The 18,178-nt window shown below is 48.1% G+C and carries 11 protein-coding genes and 1 tRNA gene; 9 read left to right on the top strand and 3 right to left on the bottom strand.

All coding sequences use genetic code 11. The annotated features are described in order from the left end of the window. Positions 1-14: 14 nt before the first annotated feature. From CWE13_RS05070 to CWE13_RS05090, 5 genes are all read left to right on the top strand, one after another. On the top strand, positions 15-353 hold the full coding sequence (locus CWE13_RS05070) for an ArsR/SmtB family transcription factor (RefSeq protein ID WP_126806501.1): 339 nt from the start codon (positions 15-17) through the stop codon (positions 351-353). A gap of 156 nt (positions 354-509) precedes the next feature. Further along, positions 510-1,514, top strand: a complete 1,005-nt coding sequence (locus CWE13_RS05075) for an ArsJ-associated glyceraldehyde-3-phosphate dehydrogenase (RefSeq protein WP_126806503.1) — start codon at positions 510-512, stop codon at positions 1,512-1,514. Positions 1,515-1,814: 300 nt separating this feature from the next. Next, a complete protein-coding gene (gene arsJ, locus CWE13_RS05080) occupies positions 1,815-2,990 on the top strand; it encodes an organoarsenical effux MFS transporter ArsJ (RefSeq protein ID WP_126806504.1) in 1,176 nt (391 codons plus the stop codon). A gap of 170 nt (positions 2,991-3,160) precedes the next feature. Next, entirely contained in the window at positions 3,161-7,726 is a 4,566-nt protein-coding gene (gene gltB, locus CWE13_RS05085) for a glutamate synthase large subunit (protein ID WP_126806506.1), read from the top strand. Continuing rightward, complete coding sequence (locus CWE13_RS05090) at positions 7,726-9,144, top strand: FAD-dependent oxidoreductase (RefSeq protein ID WP_126806508.1); 1,419 nt, start codon at positions 7,726-7,728, stop codon at positions 9,142-9,144. The genes gltB and CWE13_RS05090 overlap by 1 nt, the downstream gene beginning before the upstream one ends. Before the next feature lie 166 nt (positions 9,145-9,310). Here CWE13_RS05090 and asnC read toward each other — a convergent pair whose 3' ends face one another. Further along, positions 9,311-9,757: a transcriptional regulator AsnC gene (gene asnC / locus CWE13_RS05095; RefSeq protein ID WP_126806510.1), complete on the bottom strand. Its 447-nt coding sequence runs from the start codon at positions 9,755-9,757 to the stop codon at positions 9,311-9,313. A 165-nt stretch (positions 9,758-9,922) separates the two neighbouring features. On the opposite strand from asnC, the gene asnA reads away from it, so the two are divergent. The 4 genes from asnA to CWE13_RS05115 all read left to right on the top strand — a co-directional run bounded on the left by asnA (position 9,923) and on the right by CWE13_RS05115 (position 13,729). Next, positions 9,923-10,894, top strand: coding sequence for an aspartate--ammonia ligase (gene asnA, locus CWE13_RS05100; RefSeq protein ID WP_126806511.1), 972 nt, complete (start codon positions 9,923-9,925; stop codon positions 10,892-10,894). Between the two features lie 212 nt (positions 10,895-11,106). Then, positions 11,107-11,598 (top strand): DUF3015 family protein, encoded by a 492-nt coding sequence (locus tag CWE13_RS05105; protein ID WP_126806513.1) that lies wholly within the window; start codon positions 11,107-11,109, stop codon positions 11,596-11,598. A 107-nt stretch (positions 11,599-11,705) separates the two neighbouring features. Continuing rightward, positions 11,706-13,538, top strand: a complete 1,833-nt coding sequence (locus CWE13_RS05110; RefSeq protein WP_126806515.1) for an Lnb N-terminal periplasmic domain-containing protein — start codon at positions 11,706-11,708, stop codon at positions 13,536-13,538. 100 nt (positions 13,539-13,638) lie between these two features. Further along, positions 13,639-13,729, top strand: a tRNA-Ser gene (locus CWE13_RS05115). 276 nt (positions 13,730-14,005) lie between these two features. On the opposite strand, the gene CWE13_RS05120 is transcribed toward CWE13_RS05115, so the two are convergent. Further along, positions 14,006-15,610: a hypothetical protein gene (locus CWE13_RS05120; protein ID WP_126806516.1), complete on the bottom strand. Its 1,605-nt coding sequence runs from the start codon at positions 15,608-15,610 to the stop codon at positions 14,006-14,008. A 217-nt stretch (positions 15,611-15,827) separates the two neighbouring features. Then, entirely contained in the window at positions 15,828-18,053 is a 2,226-nt protein-coding gene (locus CWE13_RS05125; RefSeq protein ID WP_126806518.1) for a YjbH domain-containing protein, read from the bottom strand. Positions 18,054-18,178 lie beyond the last annotated feature (125 nt).

Here is an 18,178-nt window from a genome sequence, read left to right on the forward strand (position 1 = left end):
GTGAGGAACTAGCGATGCAGAATGCTATTTCGATTTGTAAGGCATTTGGTGACGAAACCCGAATGCAAATTATGTTGATGCTTTTCAGTGCTGAAGAGCTTTGTGTTTGCGAGCTTACGGCTGCGCTCGATCTCTCGCAGCCAAAAATATCGCGACACATTAATATTCTTCGCGGGGCAGGTTTGGTGGAATCGGAACGCCGTGGGCAGTGGATGTTTTATCGAATTGCCAGCTCGGTTCCGTCCTGGGTTGATGCATTATTGCAAAACGAACAAACGCAGTTTGGCCCTGCGCTAATGCGCGCGAACGAGCGCCTATCGGGCATGGATTCACGGCCTCCTCGGTGTTGTTAAGCAAACTCAAATGCTTCACATTGCGTAATATATAAACACCCAATTTAAAACGATATTTTCGCCGAATTGATACACGAAAAAATGAAACATCAACTATGCTTGATAGCATGTTTGCTAATTTAAAAGCATGATTTTGTAGCACATAAGGAAACCGATATGAGCAGTAAAAAATTACGTGTAGGTATTAATGGTTTCGGGCGTATTGGCCGTTTGGCATTGCGCGCTGGCTATACCAGCGAAGCGCTTGAGTTTGTGATGATTAATGATCCAGGTGCTGATGCCACGATGATGGCACACCTACTTGAATTCGATTCCACCCACGGCCGCTGGCCACATGATGTAAGCGCCAAGGGCGATAACATCATTATTGATGGTAAAAAGCTGAAATTCACGCGGGAAAAAGAACTTAGTAAAGTTGATTGGTCTGGCTGTGATGTGGTTATTGAGGCAGCAGGCGTTTTCAAAACCGCGGAAGCATTGCAACCGTTGCTTGATCAAGGCGTTGATCATGTTGTGGTTACGGCACCAGTAAAAAGCAAAGGCGTTCCGAATATTGTTGTGGGTGTGAATGATGAAGAATTTGATCCGCACGAACACTCGATTGTAAGCGCCGCCTCATGCACCACCAACTGCTTGGGCCCGGTGGTTAAGGTTATTAAAGAGAGCTTTGGCATTAAGCATGCCTCAATGACAACGATTCATGCGCTTACCAACACCCAGAGTATTCTTGATGCACCGCACAAAGATATGCGCCGTGCGCGTGCTTTGGGTTCTCTGATTCCAACCACTACCGGTTCTGCGAAAGCTATTACTGTTATTTTCCCTGAGCTTGAAGGCAAAATTAATGGCCACGCGGTGCGAGTTCCTATCGATTGCCCTTCGCTAACTGATATGGTTTTCGAAGTGGAAAAAAGCACCACCGCTGAAGAAGTAAATGCAGCATTAAAAGCAGCCGCTGAAGGAGAATTAGAGGGCATTCTTGGCTTTGAAGAGCGCCCACTAGTATCGATAGATTACAAAACTGATCCGCGCTCATCCATCGTAGATGCGTTATCAACTTTAGTAATCAACGGCACGCACGTAAAAATCTACGCGTGGTACGACAACGAATGGGGCTATTCAAACCGCACTATCGATTTAGTGAAGCGTATCGCGCAATAATTTCAGGCGTGAACTGCGCTCAGGCACAAGCACGGCTTTCAAAGGCTTGGTGCGTGAATAGCGAATTCGGGGCAGGGAAATGCGTTCTCAGGGACGCCGTAAATACGTCCATGTAGGCTTGGCTGCCGCATCCATGCGGCAGACACCCTGCGAACGCATATTCCCTACTCCGAAACACTATTCATCAAGCCTCTTACGTGAAAGCTAAACTTGCGCTAAAACATTGTTTAATAATGGTTTTTAAGAAAACACCCAGAATACTTGTTTCGGCAATCAATTAATAAATAGTAGAGCCTCAACATGAACATAAAGCAATATTTAGTGATTACCGGCAATTACTGGGCGTTTACGCTTACCGATGGTGCACTGCGGATGCTCGTGGTGCTGTTTTTCCATCAGCTTGGTTATAGCCCGCTCGAAATTGCCATGTTGTTTGTGTTTTATGAATTTTTTGGCGTAGTAACCAACTTGGTTGGCGGTTATTTGGGCGCACGCATTGGGCTCAATAGGACCATGCAAATAGGCTTAGTGCTGCAAATCATCGCGCTGGCCGCTCTTACCGTACCCACAGAATTTTTGAGTATTGTTTGGGTGATGTTCGCACAAGCGATATCCGGCATTGCCAAAGATTTAAATAAAATGAGCGCGAAAAGCGCCATTAAAATGCTGGTTCCGGGCGATGCGCACGGCACTTTATATAAGTGGGTGGCGATACTTACGGGTTCGAAGAATGCGCTGAAGGGCGTGGGCTTTTTTCTTGGGGGCTTGTTGCTCACCCTGCTCGGTTTTGTGGGCGCGCTTTACGCTATGATTGGGTTGCTTGCCGTAGTGTGGATAGCGAGCTTGTTTCTGTTGCAGGGTGAATTGGGGGTTGCAAAGGCGAAACCCAAATTCAAAGAAATACTCTCAAAAAGCCGTGCCATTAATATACTTTCCGCGGCACGCATGTTCCTTTTCGGGGCGCGCGACGTGTGGTTTGTGATTGCCTTGCCGGTAACCTTGAGCCAAGTATTTGGCTGGGATCATTGGCAAGTGGGCGCATTTTTAGCGATTTGGGTTATTTTTTACGGTTTTATCCAAGCCATTGCTCCGAAAATAGCCAAAGCTGATGCTTCCGCATTTTTGTGGGCTGGATTGCTTACGCTAGTACCACTTACCATAGCGGTGTTGTTACAGTTTGGCAGCGCTTGGGGTGTGAGCCCGCAATTAAGTATTGTGATTGGCCTGCTGCTCTTCGCCATGCTGTTTGCTATCAATTCATCGCTGCACAGCTACTTAATTATTCGTATCGCCAGCGCCGACGGCGTATCGCTCGATGTCGGCTTCTACTACATGGCCAACGCCATGGGCCGGTTAATTGGTACTGTGCTTTCAGGGTTGGTGTTTCAAATGGCGGGATTTGTTGCCTGCTTACTCATTTCCGCCCTATTCCTGGCCCTCAGCGCGATTATTGTGAAGCCCTTAGAAGCGCAATAATGCCTTTTCAACGCCAAGACTAACTAAAACGGCTCCACGATAAAGCCACCCACCCAGCTACCGAGCCTCAGCTGAAAGGCAAATATGCTCACCATTCATCGCGGTTATACCGTTGTGGCGAGATTCCTGATAAGTTAAGAAGTTGTTATACCTTTCTTCAGGAGTTGTCTATGTTGCAGGATTCTTTGTACGGAGCTGATACTCAGGCCAACGATGTCCGTGATAACTGCGGCTTTGGCCTGATAGCGCAGCTCGATGGCGAAACTAGCCATACCTTGGTGCAAAGGGCCATCACCGCACTCGATCGCATGATGCATCGTGGGGCTATTGGTGCTGATGGCAAAACCGGTGATGGTTGTGGCATTCAAATGCAACTACCGGATTCGTTTTTCCGTGAAATTGCTGCGGAAAACGGCTGGCAGCTCGGGAAAAAATACGCGGTAGGCCAGGTGTTTTTAAGCAACGATGCCAAGTTACGAAATGCAGCAAAAGCCGTACTCGAAGAAGAACTCAACAAAGAAACTCTCACTGTTCACGGATGGCGCGAAGTGCCTGTGGATACCTCTGTGCTTGGTGAAATTGCGGCCTCCAGCATGCCGAATATTCAGCAAGTGTTCGTTTCAGCACAACCTGGGTGGCGCAAAAAAGATCTCGAGCGCCGCTTGTATATGGCGCGCCGCCGCGCTGAAAAGAAGTTGGTGTCTGACACCGATTTCTATGTCCCCTCCTTATCTTGCTTGGTTACCGTATATAAAGGCTTGATGATGCCTGGTGATCTACCGAAGTTTTATAAAGATTTGGCCGATCAGCGGCTAAAATCGGCGATATGCGTTTTTCATCAGCGATTTTCTACGAATACTCAGCCGCGCTGGCCGCTCGCGCAGCCATTTCGTTTTCTCGCGCACAATGGTGAGATTAATACGATTGCCGGTAACCGTCAGTGGGCATTAGCGCGCAGCTACAAAATGCATTCGCCTTTGCTCCCTGATTTGAGTGATGCCGTGCCCTTTGTGAGTGATCGTGGTTCCGATTCCTCATCGTTGGATAATATGCTGGAAATGTTGCTTGCTGGTGGTATGGATCTGTTCCGCGCTATGCGGTTGCTGATACCACCCGCTTGGCAAGGCGACCCGACAATGGACCCTGAGCTTCGTGCGTTCTATGAGTTTAATTCCATGCACATGGAGCCATGGGATGGTCCGGCGGGTGTGGTGATGAGTAACGGCCGCCACGTGGCGTGCAGTTTGGATAGAAATGGGTTGCGCCCTGCCCGCTATGTGGTTACTAAAGATCGCACAATTACTGTGGCCTCAGAGGTGGGCACCTGGGATTACAGTGCTACTGATGCTATTGAAAAAGGCCGCCTTGGGCCCGGTGAAATGCTGGCGGTGGATACCTACAATGGAAAAATTTGGCGTAGCAAGGAAATTGACGATGATTTGAAGGGCCGGCACCCATATCGTGAATGGCTCGATAAGCATATCTTGCGATTAACGCCGTTTGAGAATTGCAAAGGTGAAGAACTCGGTGAGCGCTTGTTTGATGATGCGCGCATGGCGGTTTACCACAAGCAGTTTTTCTACAGTACAGAGGAAATTGAGCAGGTTATTAAGGTGTTGGCCAATGATGCCCAGGAAGCTACAGGTTCCATGGGCGATGATACCCCTGTGGCGGTGCTTTCTACCCAGCCGCGGCTACTTTACGATTACTTCCGCCAGCAGTTTGCGCAAGTAACCAACCCCGCTATCGACCCAATTCGCGAGCGCCATGTGATGTCGCTGGCAACTTGTATTGGCCGCGAGCAGAATATGTTCAACGAAACCTCGGGCTACGCAAACCGCGTGTTGTTCGAGAGCCCGGTATTGATGTACACCGATTTAGATCAACTTAAAGCGCTGGATGACGAATATTACGCGTGGCGTACTTTTGCTCTGAATTACAACCCTGAACAACAAAGTTTACAGCAAGCGGTGCAACAACTTGCCGATGATGTTCAAGCTGCTGTTGAGAACGATAGTATTGTTATTGCTATTCTTTCGGACCGTGATATCGCTAAGGGCCGATTGCCAATTCCGGCGGCGATGGCAACTGGCGCTGTGCAAACTCGCTTGGTGAATAGCCAGGCGCGTTGCGATACGAATATTATTGTAGAAACGGCTTCGGCGCGTGATTCTCATCACATTGCTGTGCTCATTGGTTTGGGCGCTACTGCGGTTTATCCGTTTATGGCTTATGAAACGATTGAGCAATTGGTTGACCAAGGACGTTTGGATTTGCCCGTGCGTGAGGCGGTGGTGAATTACCGGAAAGGTATTAATAAAGGCTTACTGAAGATTATGTCGAAGATGGGCATCGCTTCAGTTTCAAGCTACCGTGGTGCGAGTTTGTTTGAGTTAGTGGGGATTTCAGAAACGCTGCAAAAGGAGTGTTTTCCGGTTTGTCATCGACGAATAAGTGGTGCTTGTTACGAGGATTTCACTCAAGATTTATTGCGTTTGCACCACCGCGCTTGGCTCCCGCGCAAAAAAATTGAGCATGGCGGCTTGCTTAAATATATGCATAACGGCGAGTATCACGCCTATAACCCTGATGTGGTAACTAGTTTACAAGCGGCCGTAGAACATCGAGACGCCGAAGCCTATGCCCGCTTCGCCACAGCCGTAAACGACCGCCCGATCGCCACACTCCGCGACCTCCTCCACCTAAAAAATGGGGTCAGTGAGGGCGAGCTATGGCACTTAAGAGAGCAAGGCGATACGCAAAGCCAAGCAGAATCAGAGATCTTAAGTGCCAGAGCTCAGGGACAACGACCCCATCTTCTTGGGGGGGAGGGTTTGTTTGAGCGGTTTGACACGGCGGCGATGTCGATTGGGGCGCTGAGCCCTGAGGCGCATGAAGCGCTGGCTATTGCGATGAACCGATTAGGCGGCCATTCCAACTCCGGCGAGGGTGGCGAAGATCCCGCTCGTTTCGGCACGCTGAAAAACTCTCGTATTAAACAAGTAGCGTCTGGACGTTTTGGGGTAACGCCACACTACTTAGTGAACGCCGATGTGCTACAAATCAAAGTAGCCCAAGGCGCGAAACCCGGCGAAGGCGGGCAACTACCAGGTGAGAAAGTAACCGCCGAAATCGCTCGGCTGCGCTATTCCGTGCCCGGCGTAACCTTGATTTCGCCACCGCCGCACCATGATATTTATTCGATTGAAGATCTCGCTCAGCTAATCTTCGATTTAAAACAAGTGAACCCCAACGCCTTAGTGTCGGTAAAACTTGTCTCTGAACCCGGCATTGGCACCATCGCCACCGGTGTTGCCAAAGCATACGCCGATTTAATTACCATCTCTGGCTACGATGGCGGCACCGGTGCAAGCCCGCTTACATCGGTAAAATATGCGGGTTCGCCCTGGGAACTCGGATTAGCCGAAGTTCACGAAGCACTCGTAACTAACGGCTTACGCCACAAAGTTCGGCTGCAAGCGGACGGTGGATTAAAAACCGGCCTAGATATTATTAAAGCCGCCATTCTAGGTGCTGAAAGCTTCGGTTTTGGCACCGCCCCAATGATCGCCTTAGGCTGTAAATATCTCCGAATTTGCCACCTCAACAACTGCGCCACCGGCGTAGCCACGCAAGATACCAAGCTTCGCCAGCAATATTTCAGCGGCTTGCCCGAGAAAGTAGAAAACTATTTTCACTTGCTCAAAGACGAAGTAAACACTTACTTGCACGAGCTTGGTGTTAGCGATATTACGCAACTCATTGGCCGTACCGATTTACTTGAAAAAGTAGAAACAGGTTTAAGCCAAAAACAAAGCAAAATCGATTTGAGCCCATTACTGGCATCAGCAGGCGTGCAATCAAAACAGCCATTATTCTGCACCGAAAAGAACGCCCCGCACGATAAGGCACAACTGAATCAACGTTTACTAAATGAATGCACCAGCGCCATTCACGAACGTCAGCGTGCTGAATTCTACTTCCCAATACGAAACGATGATCGGTCGGTAGGCGCCTCACTCTCTGGATTAATCGCCAAAACTCATGGGCTGCAAGGTTTAGCAGGCTCCCCCATTCGCTTGCACTTTACCGGCACCGCCGGGCAAAGCTTCGGCGTCTGGAACGCACCCGGATTACACCTATTTTTAACCGGTGATGCCAATGATTACGTAGGCAAAGGCATGGCTGGCGGCCGCATTACCGTGAAACCAGCGCAAGGCGTTGAACATGCATCCCACGAATCCACAATTATGGGCAACACCTGTTTATATGGCGCCACCGGTGGCCGTTTATTCGCCGCAGGTGTAGCCGGAGAACGCTTTGCTGTGCGCAACAGCGGCGCCACGGCAGTGGTTGAAGGCATTGGCGATCACGGCTGCGAGTACATGACCGGAGGCGTGGTGGTGGTACTTGGCCGCACCGGTATTAATTTCGGTGCTGGCATGACCGGTGGAATGGCTTATGTACTCGATTCAAACGACGATTTCGCTCAACGCATTAACCCCGAACTCGTGGAAGCACTTGCCATCGAAGAGCCTATTTTAAAAGAACATTTACGCGGTTACATTCACGATCATGTTGAACACACCGGCAGCGAACGTTCACGGCAGATTCTGGCTGATTTCGAAAGCTGGCTACCACGGTTCCGTTTGGTGAAACCAAAAGCGCGCGATATTCGTGATCTACTCGGCCACCGAGCGCGTTCCACGGGCTCTATTCGCGTGGAGGTAATGTAATGGCGAAAAATATCTACCAATTCGTTGATGTTGGCCGCGCAGAACCAACCAAGCGCGCACTCCGTGAACGCCAAATAGAGTTTGTGGAAATTCACCAACCCATGGCCGACGTGCAAGTTGAAGGCCAAGCCGATCGTTGCCTAGATTGCGGCAACCCATACTGTGAATGGAAGTGTCCGGTTCACAATTACATTCCGCAATGGCTTGAGCTCGCCGCCGCCGGAAAAATTATTGAAGCTGCCGAACTTTCGCACCAAACCAACAGTTTGCCAGAAGTGTGCGGCCGTGTTTGCCCGCAAGATAGGCTTTGCGAAGGCGCTTGCACCCTCAATGATGATTTTGGCGCGGTAACCATTGGGGCGATCGAGAAACACATCAACGACACCGCTTTTGCTATGGGTTGGCGGCCTGATTTATCCCAAGTTGAAGCACTGGATAAAAAAGTTGCGGTTGTGGGTGCCGGCCCCGCAGGGCTAGCCTGTGCAGATGTACTCGCCCGGAATGGTGCAAGCGTTACCGTATTTGATCGCTACCCCGAAATTGGCGGCTTACTTACTTTTGGTATTCCGGCATTTAAATTAGAAAAATCGGTTATGAGCCAACGCCGGGAGATTTTCACCGGCATGGGCATAGAATTTGAGCTTAACTGCGAGGTGGGCACTGATATCGCCTTTGCCGATTTACTTCGTGATTACGATGCCGTTTTTCTTGGTCTTGGCACCTATAAAGCCGTTGATGGCGGCTTGCCGGGCCTTTCGGCGACCGGTGTTCATCCCGCTCTGCGCTACTTGATTGGCAACACTGCGGCAATCATGAAATACCCCATGCCTGAATACCCGCATATTTCCTTGGAAAACCAACGCGTGATAGTGCTCGGTGGGGGTGATACAGCGATGGATTGCGTGCGCACAGCGGTACGCCAGCAAGCTACTTCCGTGGTGTGTGCCTATCGGCGCGATGCCGAAAATATGCCGGGCTCGCGTAAAGAGGTGCAAAATGCACGCGAGGAAGGTGTCGATTTTCAATACAATTTGCAGCCGTTGGAAATTGTTGCCGATGATAACGGCGCGGTAACCGGAGTACGCTTTGTCCGTACAGCACTCGGGCCACCCGATGCGGCTGGACGCCGCCGGCCAGAGCCGGTTACTGATTCAGAGTTTATTATGGATGCCGATGCGGTAGTGCTGGCGTTTGGCTATCAAGCGGACCCACCAGCATGGTTAGCCGAGCACGGTGTTACCTTTAATGATTGGCGTTTGGTACAAACCAGCGATGAGCATTCGTTACTGCCGCTGCAAACCGAAAACCCGAAAATCTTTGCCGGTGGCGATATGGTACTAGGCGCCGATCTCGTAGTTACCGCCATAGCCCAAGGCCGCACCGCCGCCGAAAGTATCCTCGATATGCTTACGGAGTGAGCTGCTTTTTCGGGGGGAGGTATTGCCTTCTCAGGGACGCCGTAAATACATCCATGTAGGCTTGGCTGCCGCATCCATGCGGCAGACACCCTGAGAAGGCAATATCCTCCCCCCGAACCGCAGCTCAACACTAAGCACCCCGAAAAAGCAGCTCCCCTCAGCCAATCTAAGCCCGAATACTGCGTTGAATTGGGGTTTGTAGGGAGATTAGGGTTTCGGTGGATTGGATTTCATCGATTACTTGGAGGCGCTCGATCAGTAGTTTTTGCAAATCTTCGATGTTTCGTACCAGCACCTTAATTAGCACGCTGTATTGGCCGGTGGTGTAATAAGCTTCGGTTACTTCAGGTAACGCTTCGAGCTTTTTTAATGTGGATGGGTAATCGCCTGCTTGCCGCAAAGTGATGCCGATAAAGCAGGTAATATCGTAACCTAGCTTCTTTGGGTCGATCGTTAGGCGGGTGCCGGTGATTACGCCTGCTTTGCGGAGTTTTTCTACCCGAACATGAATGGTGGCCGGTGAAACTCCGTTTTCTTTGGCTATTTCGGCATACGATTGCCGCGCATTTTCCGATAGCGCGTTCAAAATGCATTTATCTAAATTATCGATCATCTAACACCCTACCCTATTTTTAATAGATAATTAGATAATATCTATATTTTTTGCCTTTTACTTTAATTTAATTATAGCGCAATAGCCAATTTATGATTCAGTATTGAACACAAGCTCCATTTAGCGATAAAACTAACAATACAAATAACGCATTGGAGTAGAACTATGAAAGCCACATTTATCAGCCGTCAGCAGGAAATTCGCTACATTAAAGAAACTTTCACGGAAGCGCTTAGTGATGTATTGAACCTCACCGAAGTGCAGGCTCCGCTGCTTACAGATCCGAGCCAAGGCACACAAGATACGCTTTCAGGTTACGAAAAGGCCGTTCAGGTGTCTGTGAGCTCATTACAGCAACAATATGAAGTGGTGCACTCACTGGCAAAGTGGAAGCGCGCGGTACTTGGCCGTTACGGTTTTGCCGAAGGCGAGGGAATTGTTGCGCAGATGAAAGCGTTGCGGCCTGATGAAGAGGCGTTATCCGAAATTCATTCAGTGTTAGTTGATCAATGGGATTGGGAACAGGTGATCGATAGGCAAGCGCGAACAGAAAAGCAGTTACATGACACCGTACGAAAAATATACGCGGCACTGCAGCAAACTGTGCGAAGCTATACCGACACATTTATTACTCGCGAACCGCCACTTGCGCTACCAACCGACATTCACTTTGTTACTACCGAAGCGCTCTTAGCGCTGTACCCTGCGCTAAGCCCGAAAGAGCGCGAGCATGCTATTGCCAAAAAGTACGGTGCGGTATTTATTCAAGGTGTTGGCGCCGCACTTAGCGATGGTAAGGCTCACGATGTGCGTGCTCCTGATTATGATGATTGGCAGCTGAACGGCGATATTTTGGTATGGAATCCAGTATTGGGTAAATCTCTTGAATTGAGTTCCATGGGAATTCGTGTTGATCGTGCTGCACTTTTAAAGCAGTTGCAGATTACTGGCCGCGCTGATTCGGCAGAGCAGCCATGGCATCAGTTATTGCTCGCAGAAAAGTTACCACAAACTGTAGGCGGCGGTATTGGCCAATCGCGTTTAGTGATGTGGGTAATGCAATTGCCGCACATTGGCTATGTGCAACAAAGTGTATGGGCGCCCACTACGCATGCGGCACATGCTGAATTATTGTAAGTGCTATCGCTTAAAAATCCTTTCCTGAAAGGTCGGAAATCAATCCGTTTATAACATCGCTAACCCTATAATATTTGGTAACAATTTTTATTTCCAAAAGAGGCTTTACTAAATCCTGAAGAGTGCTAAATTCGACGCAAGCTTCTTCATCTTTAGTGAAGCCACCAACTGCTACACAAGCAGTTTTTTTAGTTTTATGAGAGAACATAAGAATGAAAAAATCATTAATTACAGCAAGTTTGCTAGCATTTACACTTTCGGCAGCACCTACCCCAGTAACAGCACAAGACGATGCTTTTGGTGGCCTTAATCCATGGTTAGATTGTGGTATCGGTGCGTTAATATTTCCTGATCATGAAACCGTAGCCGCTATTTCTAATATTATTTGGGATTTAGGAACCACGGCAGTAACTTCAGCTTCTGCATCTCGCGGCAGTTGTAACGGTAACCGTTTAGTAGCTGCACAATTTGTTACTGATTCGTACGCAAATTTAGAAGAAGAAGTTGCGCAAGGTGAAGGTAAACATTTGCAAGCCATGTTGAACTTAATGCAGTGTGAAACCTCTGCTCAACCAGCGGCTATCAATGCAATTCGTAGTAACTTTGCACACGTGATGAGCGCTGAAGAATTCGCTACTTTAGCGCAAGAACAAAAAGCAGAAGCTTTGTTCTATGTTACGGAAGCGGCTTGCACGTTAAGCTAAGTTAATCAGTTTTAGAAAGCGGCACTCACAGTTGCCGCTTTCTATTAACTAACCCGATTCTCCCGGCTTTATTACTCGGGTATTAGCACTTGAGCTTTAGGTATTGTATGCGCATGCTCTTTGGTTTTACGTTGTCCGTCACGTTTCTGGCGTCATTCAATACATTCGCAGCCGATGTAGATCTAGCAAAAGTTTCCCAACAACAAGATTGGCGAAATTTGCTACATATTCCGCGCCATAGCAACCGTAGCGAAATTGAAAACCAAGCTTTCTTTCTTGCTGATAATGGTCGTAACGACGCCGAAGCCGAGCTCCGCGCCACGCTCGCGCTCTTTCAACAAGAGCACGTCGATAACAACGATCATCCACAGTGTATTTATCCTGCCCGTTTTTTCTGGCTTCAGCAGCAAGGGTTACTTGTTGATGTTGAACGTGCTCGTTGCACAGATTTTAGTGAATGGGCTGAGGTTGCAAAGTTAGAATCGTCGAGCCTAATTTTTGCCGATGGCTTTTTAGGGAATCCGGCATCATTTTATGGCCACCTACTATTAAAAAATAACACCCAGGCAGATGAGTTTGGTTCTGAGCTACTCAATAACAGCATGAACTTTGGTGCTGCAGTATCCGATGATGAAAACCCCATCGTGTATATTCTGAAAGGCTTGTTTGGAGGCTATCAAGCAACCTACAGTGCCAGCCATTTTTATCGATACAATTTGAACTACGCTGAAGCAGAACTGCGTGATTTATGGAATTATGAGTTAAATATTTCCGTAGAACAGGCTTATTTATTGGCCGCCCACAATTGGGAACTATTGAATACCGCGTATACCTACTACTTTACTCATCGAAATTGCGCATATCATCTGGGCCGCACTCTTGAACTCGTTACCGATCAGCCAATGATGCCCGCGCATGAGCCCTTTGTATTTCCGATTGCGGTAGTAAACCGGATTTTCAATAACACGATTAATGGCGAGCCTGCAGTGCGCAGCGTGCGCCATGTTGAATCACGGCAAAGCCGTTTTCGTCGCAAATTCTTACAGCTATCAAATAGCGAACAACACGTTGCTAGGCGTTGGGTTGAAACTGAGGGCGATTCCGAAAGTGATTTTTTAGAACTTAATCAAAGCAGCCGTATCCGAGTTCTTGATGTGCTTGCGGATTACTACGAGTTTCAGCTGAGCCAGCAACGAAATGATTCGAACCTAAAGCAACGGAAGAATGAAGTGCTTGTTGCACGTATGCAGCTGCCAGCCGGAGCGGAAGCTTTTGTACCTGCAAACGCGATACCGCCGCATCAAGGCGTAGGCGGTTCTATGTTGCAACCTCGCCTAATACACAATAGTGAGCTCGGTGCAGGTGTTGATTTAACCTACCGCATTGCCTACTACGATATGCTCACACCAAACGCCGGAAAAGCACCCGATTCAGCGCTTTCCATGGGGGAGTTAGGTGTTCGTTGGCATCAAGACACAGGTTTAGAGCTTGCTAAGCTTTGGGCTGTGAATATTGAAAGTTTGAATATAAACCCAACCGGTTTGCCAGGCGATGGTGGCCGAGCCTGGATACTCCGAGCTGGATGGCAACGCAATTACGTGTCGGCAGCAGGAGACGATTTACAGACCTTTTTACGCGGGGGCATAGGCAAGGCATGGCAATTCGGTAGCACCCGTTTATACACTATGTTGGACGGCCAATTAACCGGCGGCGATGATCTGGGAAATAAATTCGCAATCATGCCTCGGGTTGGTTTTACTTACGAGTTTGAACGCAGCAAAGTACAATGTGAAACACGTTTCATTCAAGCCAATAGAACAAATAGCTGGGCATACACCTGCGATGCCAGAGCTATACATGGCAGTAACTGGGATATGCGAATAGGTATTGCTCATGAGGATTACACCGAAGGCTACCTAGGCGTTACGGTTTATTGGTAGCCTTGCAGCAGTACTCCGCTGCTTTTTTCCACGAATAAGCAGATTTCAACCGCTTTTCCTTGATTCCTAAGCCCGAATTCCTTAACATACGCGCCTTGCAGGAGAGGTGGCCGAGCGGCTGAAGGCGCACGCCTGGAAAGTGTGTATACGGTAACCCCGTATCGAGGGTTCGAATCCCTCTCTCTCCGCCAGATACAAAAAGACCGCCCTTGTGGCGGTTTTTTTGTATCTGATGGTGAGAGAGGATTTGGTACGAACCCTTCGTTCGACAAAACGGCAGGATTGCCGTTTTGGACGCGCGAGCATTGCGAGTGCGCCCGCAGGGCGAAGGGCCATGGATGGCCCAAGTCAATCCCGAACCGAATAAGCAAAAAGACCGCCCTTGTGGCGGTTTTTTTGTATCTGGCCCATAAAAAAGCCCCCAATGAAGGGGGCTTAGAAATTTTTAACTACTTCGAGGTGCTTGATTAGCTACCAGTACCAGTAACAACTTCACACTGAATGTTAAATTCAATTGATTCGTCGTCGCCGTCTGGTGTGATAGTTGTAGTGAATTCATCAGCAATCCGAGGATTAACTTTCACATCATAACTATCAGCATCACCATTCAAGTTAGCGAAGTTGTAACCACCTTCACCATTACCACGAGCTGTTGACCATGCAGAACGGCTACCCGTTTCACGGAACTTAACAACTGCGCCTGGAACATCAGTTCTTACTGTAGAATCGTTAGAGCATACCGCAATTAAAGAACCTACTTCGCTAACCGTGTTTTGAACTGGGTTCGAAAGCTCAACTTCAGGTAAATTACCACAAATCGGTACTTCTTCTTCAGAATCATACCAAACAGCACCGCTTCCTGGAGCACGCACTACTACGCGCGCCGTAGCGTTGGCCTTAATACCAGCAATTGACATAAAATTAGCTCGGATAACAGTAGCTGATGTTGCGTCACCGGGAACTGAACCGGAAATGCTTCCATCTCGGCTCGTAACAATCACAAATAACCTTGAATTTGGTAAACTATCGCCAGAAAACGACATCGTAAACGCTTGCGTACATGCCGGCTCATTGCCTGTGATACCAAAGAAAGTTAAGTGATCGGTTTCAAACGAAGCACGGTAAGCTGTACCCGCTGCATTTAATTGACCCACCACGGCTTTGGCATCTTCATTTGACCATTCGCCGGTATCTTCATCGAACGAAGACACATCAAACTCATCACCTGTCGTGATAGTGCGTGCACCACCAGGAATCTCAGTGCTAATAGGTAAGCGAACACCAACTGTGATTGGGTTGCTGAAACGTTTAACACTTACACCTGTGTTATCACGCATAGTTACATCAACCACACCTACCGGTACCGCAACTTCAGTAGCGTTTGCAGCATTCAAACCTGCTGGCACTGAAGAACCCATTGCTGATGAATTCGGGTTTACCGCACCAACGCGTAATGATACTGATGTACCTGTAATCGGATCGCCGCTAGCAGTTAATAATTGCGTACCTTGTGGTACTGATGCATCACCACCCGCATTTTCAGATTCCGCTGAAGCTGTAATTGCATCTGTTGTTGAAGCATTTGCTACGTCGTCTTCTACCGCTGCATCAGCCGTATCATCACTTTCACGCGCCAACAAACCAAGCTCAGTTTCAATTTCTTCTTCATCAGTGGTGAAGTCGATATCAAAACGTTTGGTAAAGTAACCATCAGCAGTAACTAACAAACGCACGCTATCTGGGCTCGCGCCATCACGTAAAGTAAAGCTGAAGCTACCATCTTCAGTTACCAATTGCGTGATTGGGTCGCCATCAACAGTAGCAATGCTTTCTGACGCCGCACCATTCTCACGGAAAGTAATAGTCGCTGTTTCGATAATACCAACACTATCAACATCAACTACGTTGCCGTTTACCACAACCGCAAGTGCATCTGGTACTTCTGGGCCAACCACAACAGGATCTGGCGGTACAACAACTCGTTCATCTGGGCTGCTGCTTCCGAAGCAACCCGTTAACGCTAGCGCAAGAACAGCTGGCATAGCGAGATATTTAAAATTCTTTGTAGTCATGGGTTAACCTTACTGTTTAACGATTAATTATTGTTTCCATACTTGCAAGTATCCGCAGATACCCTCAGCGCGCGTTTTTTTTCTACTGCTACTAACTATAGGTAAACAAAACGCTTAAGTCTAGTGCATTTCGACCTTTTCAGTAACTTTTTATATACATCTCTACAACGATTGAACTTAGCATAGTACGCAAAGATTATTTCATTTTATTTACATCTTAACGATATGTTAAATATACCTCGCGTAACCTAAATGTGTTGTTCTGAATATACAGGGGTGATAACCGCCCTTGATTGAAGAAAGTACGCTCTAAACTCACCGGCGTTTCAAGATGATGAGCCCGGCCCACGGCAAGTGTATTTGCAGATTCACCAATCCGTGTGCCCACGCTATGACGCCATGCTTCATTACCAGAAACTTGACCATAACGGGTGCGAGTAATTGACAATTCTTTACGCGGTGTGAGTGGGATGCTAAACGCAATGCCCGCTACGTTAACATCGGTAGCTTGCGCGAATAGCGCTACATAACCATCACCAAACCAAAAACGCGCTTCAAGTTTTGCGCCTTCATCACCGTAGAAAAAGCGGCCTGCCGTGGCATGAAAACTAATATCACGCTCTACCCAGTTGTAGCGATATGAAGCTGTTTGATAATCGTTGTAGCCGCGGTAATCATTATAATTCAGATATGCAAACTCGGTACTTATTTGATGGCGGCCGCTTTGATCTAGCCACATCAGTTCATTTTTGATACCAGTAAAATCGTTAAACTCTTGGAAAAAGCCAACCTGCCCCTGATAGTAAATACCGAAAGGCAATTCCATAGTGTGATATAGCGCCGCTTGGGTAAGCCCACTGTCCGGATTGAAGCGGCCAAAAGCCTTACCACGCTCGTAATCTTCAGTTCTTACTACGGGTGTTTGCGCACTTACGCTCAAACCACCACCGCGCCACATAGGAACATCGATCGATGCATTTAACGCCAATGCGTAATCATAAACACCGAGTTCCGTAGCTAAACGCGTTGATAAAGCAGGGCCAAGGGTTACCCGAGGTTTAAAGTAGGGGCTGTTGGCATCTGGCATACCTGCCCAAGCAACCCCATTAACCGGTTGCATTTTTCCTCGACGCATATCGAGCATTGGGGCTGCATCACCCAAAATAAATGCGCGGTAATTCTCAACATTTCCGCTAATTGCTAGCATCGGCATGCCGCGAGTTACCAATTGCACGGTAAACTCGGCACCGGATTCATATACCGTTTCGCTAATTCGGCCCATTACTAAGCCTAGTGCATCTAAATCATTGCGTTTAAATACATAATTCTCAAATTGAACCACAAAATGCGCCGATTGATTAAAGCCAACGCTCACACCCTCAAAGCCATCGCGTAAAATCGCAGCCCGAAGGTTCTGCGCCTGCAACGTTAATCCACTTCGGTATTCATTATTACCACGTTCTGCTGGCTCAGTTTGAGCGCGCTGCGCAGAATCTTGCACTGTTCTTTGCTGCGGTGAAAACTCGTGTTGCGTGGAATTTGTTGCATTATGCTCTGAATGCGTATTGCTTTCGACGGAGCGTTGCGTAGCTGAACTTGGCGTCTGCTCTTCTTGTGCGTCGGCGGTGGCGCTATATCGGCCAGCGCTTGGTGCCGGTGATACTGAATTCGGCCGGCGCGCTTGGCGTGAAATAGGCATTGTAAAATTAATGCCCCAAAATGTTTCATTTTCGGCAATTTCAGTGTTGCTATAGAACCGGCTGGTTAAGGTAATACGGCCGATATCGAATAACCACCGCTCTGGAATAGTAACGCGTGCGCCCGCATTAACAGCTTCCGCATCATGCTCAACTTGCAAAGCAAACCAATCCCATGGCTGCCACTCTACGCCCGCAAATACACCATTCATTTGACCATGAGGACGGCTGTTAGAACCCACACCGGTAGAAAAGCGAAAATTACCCCACTCTTTCGAGGCGGCAAGGTAAAATGTTTCGTATTGATTTGCGGCACCACCAAAATCTTTTGCGCCAACCGCTACCGAAAACCATTCTTTCGGAATCACTGGAAGTTGATACTTGATATTAAACGATAAATCTCGTTTACTCGGTTCATCGCTTAAACCAAGTTCCCGCTGTCTACGCAGTACGAAGGTATTGTCATGCATCGTCGTTGAAGCAATAGCACCACTAATTTCTAAACCTTCAAACAACCCTGCAGCGAACACAAAGTTATGCCCATCTAGATATGAATTTCCACGATAATCAAGTTGGTTGTTATAGCTAAAATCGAAATAGCCTTTATCAAGGACTTCGGCGGTAGGCGTATGGAAAATACCTGTGTAGCCAGCAAACGACATATAACTTCGGGGTTCATCATCTGCAAGGGCGGGAAAGCTTGCTAGGAGGGCGCCGCCAACAGCAATCAATTTGAGCTTAGACATAGTCCATCGTCCATCGTCCGGTGGTTGTTATTGTTTTGTTGGCGTATGCAACATTTGTGATAGCGTATTGCAATCGCTGGTAGGAAACAAGCTTTATTTGCTCTCACAAGCCCGAAAAAATTCGC

Source organism: Aliidiomarina shirensis (assembly GCF_003987345.1).
GTDB lineage: Bacteria > Pseudomonadota > Gammaproteobacteria > Enterobacterales > Alteromonadaceae > Aliidiomarina > Aliidiomarina shirensis.